This window comes from Carnobacterium sp. CS13, assembly GCF_016653495.1.
GTDB classification, from domain to species: domain Bacteria; phylum Bacillota; class Bacilli; order Lactobacillales; family Carnobacteriaceae; genus Carnobacterium_A; species Carnobacterium_A antarcticum.
In genome coordinates, this window is the sequence record NZ_CP067364.1 from 1,133,202 (window position 1) to 1,146,227 (window position 13,026).

Here is a 13,026-nt window from a genome sequence, read left to right on the forward strand (position 1 = left end):
TCATTAAAATACCAGAAAGCTGAAAGAAGTTTCTATTAGCTTCCAAGGATTTCTGGTTATTTTTATGGAATGACTGTTTCTTTTATTCGTGTATCAGTGAATCGGATGATTTTTTTCAAATAAAAAGCTAATTAAAGGAGTCACCAATATGAAGATAGCTTTTGTATACAGTGGTCAAGGTGCTCAATACTACGGTATGGGAAAAGAGCTCTATGATGAATACGAAGTCGTCCAAAATGTCTTTAATACAGCGAGTGCTGCTCTAGAAATGGATGTCGCCTCACTTTGTTTTGAAGAAAATGAATTGCTGAATCAAACGACTTACACGCAGCCTGCTATTTTGACGCTCAGCACAGCGATTGACGCTTTACTGAAAGAAAAAGGGATTCAACCTGACGTTGTAGCTGGTTTAAGTCTAGGCGAATACAGTGCTTTTGTGAAAGCTGAAGTATTGGAATTCACTGCAGCAGTCAACTTAGTGAAAAAGCGTGGTCAGTATATGACGGATGCAGTGCCATTAGGCGAAGGTGCTATGAGTGCTGTAATGGGATTAGACCGTGAAACGATTAGTGAAGCTTGTCAAGAAGCGAGTGTTTTAGGTGTTGTTTCTCCAGCAAACTACAACATGCCCGGTCAAATTGCTATCGCGGGTATTAAGGCTGCAGTCGAAAAAGCTGGGGAAATTTTACTAGAAAAAGGCGCTAAGCGGATTATTCCGTTACAAGTGAGTGGTCCATTCCATACCGAATTGCTCCTGCCTGCTGCACAGCAGTTAGCCAAAGCTTTAAAAGAGGTAGCGATTCAAGATCCCGCTTTACCCATTGTCAGCAATACAACGGCTAAAGTGTTTTCTGACAAGGCAGAGATTGCCGATATAATGGTCAAGCAAGTGATGTCCCCTGTTTATTGGGAAGACAGTGTGAAAACGATGATTGATCTAGGTGTAGATATCTTTATCGAAGTAGGGCCAGGGAAAACATTAAGCAGCTTCATTAAAAAAATTGATAAAACTGTTCTCACATTAAATGTGGAAAACAAAAAATCGTTAGAAAAAACGTTAACGAAATTAGCAGCTTTGAAAGCAGAGAACCAGGTATAACGTACTTGCTTTTAACTATATAAAAAAGGAATGAGTTCATGACGTTAGAAAACAAAACCGTTATCGTCACAGGTAGTTCTAGAGGAATTGGAAAAGCAATTGCTTTAGCATTTGCAAAAGCCGGAGCAAACATTGTTTTAAATGGACGGAAACCGATTCCAACGGAACTAGTTGAAGAAGTCCAAGCATATGGTGTTAAGGTACATACCATTCTTGGAGATATGAGTGACTTTGAAAGCGCCAAACGATTAATTGAAGAAACCAAAGAAGTATTTGGCAGTGTAGATGTTTTAGTTAACAATGCCGGTATCACAAACGACAAGCTTTTGATGCGGATGTCTGAAGAAGATTTCGACCAGACAATTGCGGTCAATTTAAAGGGAACGTTCAATACGATTCGGCATGCGACAAAAGTTATGTTGAAACAACGAAGCGGGACGATCATCAACTTATCAAGTGTTGTTGGTTTAGTCGGAAATGTCGGACAAGCAAACTATGCAGCTAGTAAAGCGGGCGTAGTAGGCCTGACAAAATCGGCGGCTAGAGAGTTGGCAGCTAGAGGAATCACAGTCAATGCGATTGCTCCAGGATTCATTGAAACTGAGATGACTGATGTCTTAGCAGATAAAATGAAAGAACAAGCTGTCGGACAAATACCTTTAAAACGGTTTGGTCAAGTGGAAGACGTTGCGCGAGCTGCAGTTTTTCTAAGCGAAAACAACTATATTACCGGCCAAGTGATCAATATCGATGGCGGTATGGTAATGAATGGTTAAAGAAGGAGGAACAACAGATATGAACCGTGTAGTAATTACAGGAATGGGTGCTGTTACACCTTTAGGAAATACAGTAGATGAATTCTGGGATGGTTTAAAAGCCGGTAAAAACGGGATTGCACCTATTACAAAATTTGATGCAAGTGAAACAAGTATTAGTGTAGCGGGGGAATTGAAAGATTTTGACGCAACCAACTATATGCCGCGAAAAATCTCGAAACGAATGGATGAATTTTCAAGATACGGTGTTGCTGCAGCTGTTCAAGCTGTTGAAATGAGCGGAATCGATACAGAAAAAACAGATATGGACCGTTTTGGTGTCATTGTTGGTTCTGGTATTGGCGGGTTGAATGCTATGCAGGAACAAATCATCAAAATGCACGACAAAGGACCGCAACGTGTTGCACCTTTCTTTGTACCAATGGCTATCGGAAATATGGTCGCTGGTAATATTTCAATTGCAATCGGAACGAAAGGAATCAATACATCGATCGTGACGGCTTGTGCTTCAGGAAATAACGCTATTGGGGAAGCTTACCGCAACATCAAACACGGCTATTCAGATGCTATTTTAGCTGGAGGAGCAGAAGGAACGATCAACGAAATCGGGATTTCGGGATTTGCGGCTTTAACGGCGCTTTCTACGAGTACAGATCCGGATCGTGCGTCGATTCCATTTGACAAAGAACGCCACGGTTTTGTCATGGGTGAAGGTGCTGGTGTTCTATTGCTGGAAAGTCTAGAACATGCGTTGGAACGCGGAGCAACGATTTATGGAGAAGTAGTCGGTTATGGCTCAACAGGTGATGGTTACCATATGACAGCACCTACTCCTGATGGCAGCGGAGCAGGTAAAGCTATGCTTAATGCTATGGCAGAAGCAGGGATCAAAGCTGAAGAAGTAGGCTATATTAATGCTCATGGAACAAGTACGCCGGCAAATGATTCAGCGGAAACTATGGCGATCAAATATGCTTTTGGTGAAGAAGGAGCTAAAAAAGTTGCTATTTCTAGTACTAAGAGTATGACCGGGCACTTATTAGGAGCTGCGGGAGCAATTGAAGCTATTGCATGTGTGAAAGCCTTAGAAGAAGATTTCTTACCGCCAACTATCGGTTTGACAGTAAAAGATGAAAACTGTGATTTGGATTATATTCCAAATGTAGGAAGAAAAGCGGACGTTCGTTACGCTTTAAATAACTCATTAGGATTCGGTGGCCATAATGCCGTCACTTGTTTCAAAAAATGGGAGGGACAGTAATGGATTTCTCACAAGTCAAAGAATTGCTTGCATTAGTAGATCATTCGGAGTTAACGGAATTTGATTTACAAATAGACAATGTAACCATGCGAATGAGCAAAAACAGTATTTCGACCCAACAAACGGTCCAAACTACTGCTCCTAATCAAGCAACGGAAGCACCGTCTGCTGGACAGCACCAGAATGCAGCACCTCAAACAGCATCTTCTCTTCAAAAGGATGCTATCACAGCATCGGAAACGATTGAAGTAGAAGAAATAAAAGAAGGCCATATTGTTCAATCGCCGCTTGTAGGAGTAACGTACATGGCGCCTTCACCAGATCAAGACGTTTTTAAAAAAGTTGGCGATCCAGTCACCGTTGGCGAAACGTTGTGTATTGTTGAAGCAATGAAATTAATGAATGAAATCAAAAGTGATATCGAAGGCACAATAGCTGAAGTCTTTATTGAAGATGAGCAAGTTGTCGAATACAACCAACCACTTTTCAGAATCGTCTAGGAGGAAATAAAATGACCAAAATGAATATTGCAGAAATCCAAGAACTAATCCCCAACCGTTACCCGATTTACTTTATTGACCGTGTAGATGAAATGATTCCAGGTGAACGTGTAGTAGCATTGAAAAACGTTACGATCAACGAAGAAGTTTTTCAAGGGCACTTCCCAGGCGAACCTGTTTTGCCAGGCGTTTATATTTTAGAAAGTTTAGCACAAGCAGGTTCTATTCCGTTGTTGCAATTAGATCGTTTTAAAGGAAAAACAGCTTATTTAGGTGGCATGAACAAAGTTAAATTCCGTAAAAAAGTTGTTCCTGGAGACCAATTGGTTTTGGAAGTTGATATTATTAAATTAAAAGAATATGCTGGTATCGGTAAAGGCGTAGCTTACGTTGATGGCAAAAAAGTTTGCGAAGTCGAATTAACGTTTATTATTGGAAGATAACCGCATGTTCGATAAAATTTTAATTGCAAACCGCGGTGAAATTGCAGTCCGGATCATACGCGCTTGTCGCGAATTAGGGATTCAAACTGTCGCGGTTTACTCAGAAGCAGACCGAGACGCATTGCATATGCAGTTAGCGGATGAAGCTATCTGTATTGGTCCAGCAAAAGCTACAGATTCTTATTTAGACATGCAAAGCATTTTAAGTGCAGCAGTTGTAACACATTCCCAGGCTATTCATCCTGGGTTTGGTTTTTTATCAGAAAACAGCACTTTTGCGACTATGTGTAAAGAGATGAACGTGACTTTCATTGGACCGGATCCTGAAACCATTGATCAAATGGGAAATAAATCTAATGCCCGAGATTTAATGATCCAAGCAGGAGTCCCGGTTATTCCTGGAAGTGATGGTTTTATCACCGATACTGATAAAGCTAAAGAACTTGCAGACAAGTTAGGTTATCCAGTAATGGTAAAAGCCGCTGCGGGTGGCGGAGGAAAAGGAATTCGTAAAGTATTTAACAGCGAAGAACTTGTTCCAGCTTTTAATAGTGCTAAAAATGAAGCAAAAGCTGCTTTTGGCGATGATCGTATGTACATGGAAAAAATCATTGAACATGCCCGCCACATTGAAGTACAAATATTAGGAGACCACTATGGAAATATTATTCATTTAGGTGAACGCGATTGCTCGTTACAACGCAACAATCAAAAAGTGATTGAAGAATCACCATCTGTGGCGATTAGTGAAGAACAACGCCAATCTTTAGGCGAAACGGCGATTCGTGCTGCAAAACATGTTGGCTATAAGAACGCTGGCACGATCGAATTTTTATTGGATCAAAATGGAGATTTCTACTTTATGGAAATGAACACGCGTATCCAAGTGGAACATCCAGTTACCGAAATGGCAACTGAAATCGATATTGTCAAAGAACAATTAACGATTGCAAGTGGCGGCGAGTTGACAATTCAACAATCAGATGTCAAACTTACAGGACACACGATCGAATGTCGAATCAATGCTGAAAATCCAGCGTTTAATTTTGCTCCTTCACCGGGTAAAATCACTTATTTGTTGATGCCAAGTGGCGGAAATGGTTTACGTGTTGACAGTGCAATGTTTGCAGGCTATGTGATTCCGCCTTACTACGATGCTATGATCGCTAAAATCATCGTAAAAGGCGCAGACCGAGCTGAGGCGATAGCCAAAATGAAACGTGCATTAGGAGAATTAGTCATTGAAGGCATTATCAGCAATCAATTTTTCCAAGAAGATTTATTAGAAGATGAACGGTTTGTTAATGGAGAATACGATACGAGTTTCTTGCAGGATGTCTTTCTTAAAGAATGGGAACCGCGTGTTGAATAATCCATCAAGGTTGTAAAGAGGTGAGAAAGTGAGACTGTTTAAAAAACGAGCTTTTATTCCAATTACTAAAAGTTCACAACTCGAAGATGAAAAAAACGCTCCTAAAGTACCCGATGGCATGTTTACACAATGTCCTAATTGCAAACGGGCTATTTATGGAAAAGACTTAGGATCAGAAAAGATTTGTCCAGAATGTGGTTATACTTTTAGAGTAGGCGCCCAAGAAAGAATTCAGCTTACTGTAGATGAGGATAGCTTTGAGGAATGGAATTTGGACGTCGTAACTGAAAACCCTCTTGATTTTCCTGGTTATGAAGAAAAAATCCAAACGATTCAAAAAAGAACAGGATTGCATGAAGCAGTTGTGACTGGAAAAGCACGAATCGAAGGTATGGAAACAGCGATTTGTGTGATGGATTCCTCTTTTATTATGGGAAGTATGGGAAAAGTAGTTGGAGAAAAAATCACCCGTACATTTGAGCGGGCGCTTAGCGAGTCATTGCCGGTTATTATTTTCACGGCTTCCGGTGGAGCTCGGATGCAAGAAGGCATTTTATCTTTAATGCAAATGGCAAAAATTAGTGGAGCGGTAGCTCGCCATAGTGAAGCGGGTTTACTGTACATCACTGTTTTGACAGATCCGACAACCGGCGGGGTCACGGCTAGTTTTGCTATGCAAGGAGATATTATTCTTTCAGAACCTAGAGCTTTAGTAGGGTTTGCTGGCAGACGCGTTATTGAACAAACGATTAAAGAGACACTGCCCGATGATTTTCAATTGGCAGAATCTGTTTTGAGAAATGGGTTTATTGATAAAATCGTTCCGAGAAAGGACCTTAGACAAACACTAGGGCTTTTACTAGAACTGCATCAATAAGTAGGAAAACGCAGTTAAGAAAGAAACTTTGTATAAGAGAAGGTGAAACATTTGAGCGAAGCGATCGAGATTGTCGCCTTGGCCAGGAAAACGTCACGCTTAACGGCTTTAGAAATAATTGAATCGATTTTTGAAGGGTTTATTGAGTTTCATGGAGATCGTTCTTTTCGTGACGATAAAGCCATTGTAGGAGGCATAGCAACCTTAAATGGTCAACCCGTTACCGTAATCGGCAACCAAAAGGGACATGATTTAAAAGAAAATATTGAACGAAACTTTGGGTCGCCTCATCCTGAAGGCTACCGAAAAGCTTTGCGTTTAATGAAACAAGCAGAGAAATTTAAACGACCGATCGTCACGTTGATCAATACATCAGGAGCTTACTGTGGTGTGGAAGCTGAAGAAAGGGGACAAGGTGAAGCTATTGCTCGAAATCTAGTAGAAATGAGCCAGTTAAAAGTCCCAGTTCTTTCCATTATCATCGGTGAAGGCGGCAGCGGTGGAGCACTTGCGTTAGCTATGGGAAACCAAGTTTGGATGATGGAGCATACAATGTACTCTGTTCTTTCTCCAGAAGGCTTTTCGTCAATCTTATGGAAGGATGCCTCCAGATCCAATGAAGCTGCTGAGATTATGAAGTTAACAGCTCAGGATTTACTAGGTTTGGACATAATCGACCAAATCATCCCCGAGGTACAAGAAGGCGAATTGCTAACGCATGACGCTATTCTGATAAACTTGCGTAAACAAATAGCGAAAGAGTTAAGCAATTTGTCTGCTAAAACTCCTGCTGAGTTGGTTGAAGAAAGATACCAACGTTTCAGAAAATATTGATGAATAAAACAAGCACATGCTCAGTTCAACTGAATGGTGCTTGTTTTTCATTGTGTTTCGTTATAGAAAAATGAAGCGGGAGAGGTTAAACAAGATGCTTCGCAAGATCACAAAACCTATGGTACACTGGGAACAGACAAAAAGGGTATCTTACGAAAAGATTGGGTGAACAATGTGGGAGAAAAGATTGAATTTCCTAAAAATTATGAACTTTATTTAAAACAAGCGATGGAACAATTCAATGCTGGGAATATGCAAGAAGCCGCTAATTACTTTAAAGAGGCTTACAGCATTGAACAAGATAAAACAGTTAATACTTTCTATGTGACGGCTTTATACCAAATAGGTGCGTATCGAAAAGCTAAAGAAATTGCCGATACGCAGTTCGTTTTTTATCAGAGTGAAGAACGGTTATATGCCTTTTATACTTCTGTCTTGATCAAAGCTCATTTCTTTGATCAGGCAACACAAATCATCAAAAAAGAACTGACTAAAATGAAAAACCTTGACTCAATTGCTGTTTGGCAAGCGTTGTCAGAAATGAACATTAACGAAAAAGCGGAAGATGAGCACCAGAAAGAAAAACGGCATCAAGAAATCCTGAAAAATGCTTTTTCAATGGGCAATCAATCTTTTGAAAAACAAGCGCAAACTATAAAAGAGATAGAGACGTTGCCGCTTGATTTATTTATTAAAGCAGCTAAAACGTTATTGGCTAATCCTTTTGTGAATGGAATCGCTAAAGCATCGGTCATTGAGCACTTGATCCTGCACCAAGTCAATGAATCGTTCACGATCGAATGGTTTACTGAACAACGGACGATAGTGCCTATAAAATTGACAATGCTGGCAAAAAATAAGACCGTTCAGATTGTAGCGGCTTTATTAAAAGAAGAAATCGAAAACAATGATCCTGTTTTGTATCAAGCTATCCATCAAGAAGCCAATCTGCATTTTATGTTACTGTATCCATTTATTGATGAAGTGATTACGTTGCCTGACTATTGGATTGATTTGTACCGAGAACGTTATGAGATAGATTATCAAGCTGAAATGATCGATTCTACAGCACATTTGCTGATGAAAGAATGGATGAAGAAATTAAACGAAGAGATACAAGGATGGATCTGACAAAATAGCCTTATGGCATCATCTAATTAATGCATCAGTCCATTCGATAAAGGTTCATTTGTACACCTTCAAAAGAAGATAATGAACCTAAGTCCCAGATTTGGGCTCAAACAGAAAAATAAATCCGAATTTTTCCGGGTTTCAACGGTTTGTATTTACAAAATTTCAGTGATAGTGTAAGATTAGGGAGTATGCAATTTTAAAAGATTGCCAAAAATAGAGTGTTTCGGAGGGAAATATACATGACTGCAAAATGGGAAAAAAAAGGCACCAATGATGGTGTTTTAACATTTGAAATTTCAGAAGAAAAAATCCAAGAAGGCATGACTACAGCTTTCAACAAAGTGAAAGGTACTTTAAACGTACCAGGTTTCCGTAAAGGGAAAGTTTCACGTCAAGTATTTAATAAAATGTACGGCGAAGAAGCACTTTTTGAAGACGCATTAAATGCTGTATTACCTGCAGAATATGATGCAGCAGTAAAAGAGTCAGGAATCGATCCAGTTGACCAACCGAAAATTGATGTTAAATCAATGGAAAAAGGACAACCATGGGTTATCGAAGCAGCGGTCACTGTTAAACCTGAAGTAAAATTAGGCGAATACAAAGGCTTAACGATCGAAAAACAAGATCGTGAAGTTACTGATGCGGATGTTGAAGAAAACTTAGAAACAAAACGCGCTGCTCAAGCAGAATTAGTATTGAAAGAAGATGCAGCAGTTGAAGGCGATACAGTTGTTATCGATTTTGATGGATACAAAGACGGTGTTGCTTTTGAAGGTGGAAAAGGCGAAAATCATTCACTAGAAATCGGATCAAATTCTTTCATTCCAGGATTCGAAGAACAATTGATCGGGGCAAAAGCTGGCGATGAATTAGATGTTACTGTCACTTTCCCTGAAGACTACCATGCTGAGGATTTAAAAGGCGCTGAAGCAGTCTTTAAAGTGAAAGTTCACGAAGTAAAAGCAAAAGAATTACCAGCATTAGATGATGAGTTTGCTAAAGATGTAGATGAAGAAGTTGAAACATTAGCAGCATTGAAAGAAAAAATCAAAACTCAATTAGTTGAAGCTAAAAATGCTGCAGCAGACGAGGCGATTGAAGAATCTGCTATTCGCCAAGCAGTAGAAAATGCAACAATTGAAGACTTGCCATGGGCTATGGTCCATGACGAAGTTCACCGTCAAATGGACATGTTCTTAAACGATATGCAACGCCAAGGTGTTTCTCCTGAAATGTACTACCAAATCACTGGTACAAAAGAAGAAGACTTACACAAACAAATGGAAGGCGATGCTGATTTAAGAACTCGTACTAACTTAGTTCTTGAAGCAGTCGTTGAAGCTGAAGCTTTTGAACCATCTGAAGAAGAAGTAGAAGCAGAAATCAAAAACTTATCAGAACAATACGGTATGGAAGAAAAAGCAGTTCGTGCTGCATTGACTCCTGAAATGTTGAAACATGATATTTCAATGAAAAAAGCAATTGACTTAATTACTTCTACAGCTGTAGAAAAATAATTTTTTAGATCAGTTCAATTTAAATGAAAATTGAAGAGAAGAACTTCAAAGGTTAATAAACTTTTGAGGTTCTTTTCTGTTAGGATGAAGTCACTAAAACTACGAATAGAATCATGGCAATGCAAGTGAGATTATGCTATGATTATTAGTGTTTGAAGTAAGCTTACCGTTGTTTATGCAGCAGGTTTGCTATGAAGTAACGAGTATGAATGAAGAATAGAGGTGGGCAAGTAGATGTTTGTTGATGAAGAAACTAAAGGACCTGTAAATTGTTCATTTTGTGGGAAATCCCAGGACCAAGTGAAAAAAATCGTTGCAGGACCAGGAGTCTATATTTGTAATGAATGTATCGACTTATGTAAAGAAATTATTGATGAGGAATTTAGCGATGCAGGTTACGGTGAATTTTTAGAAGTGCCAAAACCGCAAGAAATTAGAAGCATTCTGAATGATTATGTGATCGGACAAGAACAAGCTAAAAAAGCTCTTTCTGTTGCAGTCTATAACCATTATAAACGTGTCAATCAAATTGGAACTGAAGAAGATGGTGTGGAACTGCAAAAAAGTAACATCTGTCTAATTGGGCCTACAGGATCAGGAAAAACGTTCTTGGCACAAAGTTTGGCTCGTATTCTAAATGTTCCATTTGCAATTGCAGATGCGACCAGTTTAACTGAAGCAGGTTATGTTGGTGAAGACGTTGAAAACATTTTACTAAAATTAATGCAAGCAGCTGACTACGATGTAGAACGCGCTCAAAAAGGCATTATTTATATCGATGAAATTGATAAAATTGCTCGAAAAAGCGAAAATGTTTCTATCACACGTGATGTTAGTGGTGAAGGTGTCCAACAAGCTTTGCTGAAGATCTTGGAAGGCACAGTTGCGAATATTCCGCCACAAGGTGGAAGAAAACACCCTAACCAAGAATTTATTCAATTGGATACTAGCAATATACTCTTTATTGTTGGTGGAGCTTTTGATGGAATCGATAAAATCGTTAAAAACCGAATGGGTGAAAAAGTGATTGGTTTTGGGTCTGGTAAAAAAGTATTGGATCAAAATGCCAGTGTCATGCAACAAATCAACCCTGAAGATTTATTGAAATTTGGTTTGATTCCTGAATTTATCGGACGTTTGCCAGTAATGGCAGCTTTAGAGAAGTTAACTGAAGATGATTTAGTGCATATTCTGACACAACCTAAAAACGCATTAGAAAAACAATATAAAAAATTAATGATGTTGGATAATGTTGAATTGGAATTCGAAGAGAAAGCTCTTAGGGAGATTGCTAAAAAAGCGATCGAACGGAATACTGGAGCTCGGGGATTACGTTCAATTATTGAAAGCATCATGTTGGAAATCATGTTTGATTTACCTAGTCGTCCAGAGATCGCTAAATGCGTTATCACGGAAGAAACAGTAATCGGAGATGGCCAACCAGATTTTTATACTGTTGAGGGTCAAAAAATCGTTTAAGATAGACAAAAGAAGCCGTCATTATCCATCTTTTGATTTGGATAATTTCTGGTTTCTTTTTTTAAAAAAGAAGAATAAACGCATTTTGTCATTTAATTCCTAAAAATAAGGGAAGCTGAACAGATTCTGATCAAAAATAAAGTCCTGTTTTTGCTACTGATATATGGTAGAATAATGGAAGAATTTAGTTTAGAGATGGAGATTAAAATATGAAAGTTAACAAAGCTGATATCGTGATTAGTGCAGTTTCACCAGCACAATACCCAAATACGGGCTTGCCAGAAATTGCGCTTGCTGGACGTTCAAATGTAGGGAAGTCATCATTCATCAATACATTGATCAACCGTAAAGGGTTGGCGCGTACTTCGAGTAAACCTGGTAAAACACAAACACTTAATTATTATATTATTGAAGACCAATTTTATTTTGTTGATGTTCCTGGCTACGGCTATGCAAAAGTATCTAAAACAGAACGGGCGAAATGGGGCGAAATGTTAGAAACTTATTTTACTCAAAGAGAACCTTTAAAGGCGACCCTATGCGTTATTGACTTTAGACACCCAGCTACTGTAGACGATAAACAAATGTATGAGTTTCTTAAACACTTTAATATTCCTGTGATTGTTGTTGCCACAAAAGCAGATAAAATATCTAAAAGTAAATGGAATAAACATGTGAAAATCGCTAAAGAATCATTAGGATTTGATCCAGCAGATGATTTCGTTTTGTTTTCATCTGAAACAGGGGAAGGCAAAGAAGAAGCGTGGAGTTTGATTGAAGGTTATTTGAAAAAAAAGTAATTTTTCTGGCAGATAAATAGAAGTGTGTTTTTTAATTGTAAAAAGTTAATAAAAATGACTAGTATTTAAAGAGCGTGAGTATGGATAAAAGGGGTTCATAATAATGGAGTTTAATGAATATCAAAAATTAGCAAATCGTACGTTATATGGAAATGAACAAGTATTGACTAATTGTGCGCTAGGCGTAGCCAGCGAAGCAGGCGAGTTAGTAGACTTAATTAAGAAATACACTTTTCATGGGCATGATTTGGATAAAAAAGAGCTTGTCAAAGAAATGGGTGACGTTCTTTGGTACTTGTCTCAAATTGCTGAGTGGGCAGATATTTCTTTTGAAGAAGTAGCCATTCAAAATATTGAGAAGTTAAAACGTCGCTACCCCGACGGCTTTTCTGAAGAAAGAAGCCAAAAACGAACTGAACATGAACCTATTTGATTTTCATAACTAAAGCCCCCTTGCTATACGGTATGTATAGCGAGGGGGCTTTTTGATTACATTGTTTTATTTAGAGGATAGTTCATTATGATTGTCTTTGTCCTCTTCAGTTTCATCTTTTTTAGTAGTGGCTTCTTCTGGGTCTAGTACGAATTTGTGAAATAAATCGTCTAAACTAGTTTCAACTTTAGATAATTGTCCCATATTATACCTCCTATTTAAAGCTATTCTTATCTTAACGCCATTGGACAAAAAATGCCACTATTTTATTTCAGTACATCTTCCAAAAGTATATATAGAAAAAATGCGTCCCTTTTAATTTTTAACAGTAAGACAGAAACTTCTGGCATTGAAAATCTTTAACAATTCTTTTTATTCAGTATATTATGCATAAAAAGATATAAATAAGAATAAACAACGGAGATATGTTTTATATATTGCATAAATATCCTTATTCTGCTACACTACAGAGGTGTTTAAGAAAATGCAGAAAGAGAA

General features: G+C 38.4%; 14 protein-coding genes. 13 read left to right on the forward strand and 1 reads right to left on the reverse strand.

Annotated elements, in window-relative coordinates; translation table 11 throughout:
* Positions 1–148: 148 nt before the first annotated feature.
* From fabD to JHE06_RS05615, 13 genes are all read left to right on the forward strand, one after another.
* Complete coding sequence (gene fabD, locus JHE06_RS05555) at positions 149–1,099, forward strand: ACP S-malonyltransferase (protein WP_201089795.1); 951 nt, start codon at positions 149–151, stop codon at positions 1,097–1,099.
* A gap of 38 nt (positions 1,100–1,137) precedes the next feature.
* A complete protein-coding gene (fabG, locus tag JHE06_RS05560) occupies positions 1,138–1,875 on the forward strand; it encodes a 3-oxoacyl-[acyl-carrier-protein] reductase (protein ID WP_058918464.1) in 738 nt (245 codons plus the stop codon).
* Positions 1,876–1,894: 19 nt separating this feature from the next.
* Positions 1,895–3,136, forward strand: coding sequence for a beta-ketoacyl-ACP synthase II (gene fabF / locus JHE06_RS05565; protein WP_201089797.1), 1,242 nt, complete (start codon positions 1,895–1,897; stop codon positions 3,134–3,136).
* Complete coding sequence (gene accB, locus JHE06_RS05570) at positions 3,136–3,636, forward strand: acetyl-CoA carboxylase biotin carboxyl carrier protein (protein WP_058918465.1); 501 nt, start codon at positions 3,136–3,138, stop codon at positions 3,634–3,636. Before fabF ends, accB begins: the two co-directional genes overlap by 1 nt.
* Before the next feature lie 20 nt (positions 3,637–3,656).
* Positions 3,657–4,079, forward strand: coding sequence for a 3-hydroxyacyl-ACP dehydratase FabZ (fabZ, locus tag JHE06_RS05575; RefSeq protein WP_197408988.1), 423 nt, complete (start codon positions 3,657–3,659; stop codon positions 4,077–4,079).
* 4 nt (positions 4,080–4,083) lie between these two features.
* A complete protein-coding gene (locus JHE06_RS05580) occupies positions 4,084–5,451 on the forward strand; it encodes an acetyl-CoA carboxylase biotin carboxylase subunit (RefSeq protein WP_058918467.1) in 1,368 nt (455 codons plus the stop codon).
* A gap of 28 nt (positions 5,452–5,479) precedes the next feature.
* Positions 5,480–6,328 (forward strand): acetyl-CoA carboxylase, carboxyltransferase subunit beta, encoded by an 849-nt coding sequence (gene accD, locus JHE06_RS05585; protein WP_201089799.1) that lies wholly within the window; start codon positions 5,480–5,482, stop codon positions 6,326–6,328.
* Positions 6,329–6,379: 51 nt separating this feature from the next.
* Positions 6,380–7,162: an acetyl-CoA carboxylase carboxyl transferase subunit alpha gene (locus JHE06_RS05590; protein WP_058918469.1), complete on the forward strand. Its 783-nt coding sequence runs from the start codon at positions 6,380–6,382 to the stop codon at positions 7,160–7,162.
* Positions 7,163–7,336: 174 nt separating this feature from the next.
* Entirely contained in the window at positions 7,337–8,293 is a 957-nt protein-coding gene (locus JHE06_RS05595) for a hypothetical protein (RefSeq protein ID WP_201089801.1), read from the forward strand.
* 242 nt (positions 8,294–8,535) lie between these two features.
* Entirely contained in the window at positions 8,536–9,816 is a 1,281-nt protein-coding gene (gene tig / locus JHE06_RS05600) for a trigger factor (RefSeq protein ID WP_058918471.1), read from the forward strand.
* A gap of 234 nt (positions 9,817–10,050) precedes the next feature.
* Entirely contained in the window at positions 10,051–11,295 is a 1,245-nt protein-coding gene (clpX, locus tag JHE06_RS05605; RefSeq protein ID WP_058918472.1) for an ATP-dependent protease ATP-binding subunit ClpX, read from the forward strand.
* 209 nt (positions 11,296–11,504) lie between these two features.
* Positions 11,505–12,095, forward strand: coding sequence for a ribosome biogenesis GTP-binding protein YihA/YsxC (gene yihA / locus JHE06_RS05610; protein WP_058918473.1), 591 nt, complete (start codon positions 11,505–11,507; stop codon positions 12,093–12,095).
* A gap of 103 nt (positions 12,096–12,198) precedes the next feature.
* Positions 12,199–12,528: a nucleoside triphosphate pyrophosphohydrolase family protein gene (locus tag JHE06_RS05615; RefSeq protein WP_201089803.1), complete on the forward strand. Its 330-nt coding sequence runs from the start codon at positions 12,199–12,201 to the stop codon at positions 12,526–12,528.
* 66 nt (positions 12,529–12,594) lie between these two features.
* On the opposite strand, the gene JHE06_RS05620 is transcribed toward JHE06_RS05615, so the two are convergent.
* Positions 12,595–12,732, reverse strand: a complete 138-nt coding sequence (locus JHE06_RS05620; protein ID WP_156413256.1) for a hypothetical protein — start codon at positions 12,730–12,732, stop codon at positions 12,595–12,597.
* Positions 12,733–13,026: the final 294 nt, after the last annotated feature.

What these genes read in the sequence shown, in the direction of transcription:
- fabD (WP_201089795.1), top strand. Translation starts at nt 149, where the DNA reads ATGAAGATAGCTTTTGTATACAGTGGTCAAGGTGCTCAATACTACGGT.
- fabG (WP_058918464.1), top strand. Translation starts at nt 1,138, where the DNA reads ATGACGTTAGAAAACAAAACCGTTATCGTCACAGGTAGTTCTAGAGGA.
- fabF (WP_201089797.1), top strand. Translation starts at nt 1,895, where the DNA reads ATGAACCGTGTAGTAATTACAGGAATGGGTGCTGTTACACCTTTAGGA.
- accB (WP_058918465.1), top strand. Translation starts at nt 3,136, where the DNA reads ATGGATTTCTCACAAGTCAAAGAATTGCTTGCATTAGTAGATCATTCG.
- fabZ (WP_197408988.1), top strand. Translation starts at nt 3,657, where the DNA reads ATGAATATTGCAGAAATCCAAGAACTAATCCCCAACCGTTACCCGATT.
- JHE06_RS05580 (WP_058918467.1), top strand. Translation starts at nt 4,084, where the DNA reads ATGTTCGATAAAATTTTAATTGCAAACCGCGGTGAAATTGCAGTCCGG.
- tig (WP_058918471.1), top strand. Translation starts at nt 8,536, where the DNA reads ATGACTGCAAAATGGGAAAAAAAAGGCACCAATGATGGTGTTTTAACA.
- clpX (WP_058918472.1), top strand. Translation starts at nt 10,051, where the DNA reads ATGTTTGTTGATGAAGAAACTAAAGGACCTGTAAATTGTTCATTTTGT.
- yihA (WP_058918473.1), top strand. Translation starts at nt 11,505, where the DNA reads ATGAAAGTTAACAAAGCTGATATCGTGATTAGTGCAGTTTCACCAGCA.
- JHE06_RS05615 (WP_201089803.1), top strand. Translation starts at nt 12,199, where the DNA reads ATGGAGTTTAATGAATATCAAAAATTAGCAAATCGTACGTTATATGGA.
- JHE06_RS05620 (WP_156413256.1), bottom strand. Translation starts at nt 12,732, where the DNA reads ATGGGACAATTATCTAAAGTTGAAACTAGTTTAGACGATTTATTTCAC.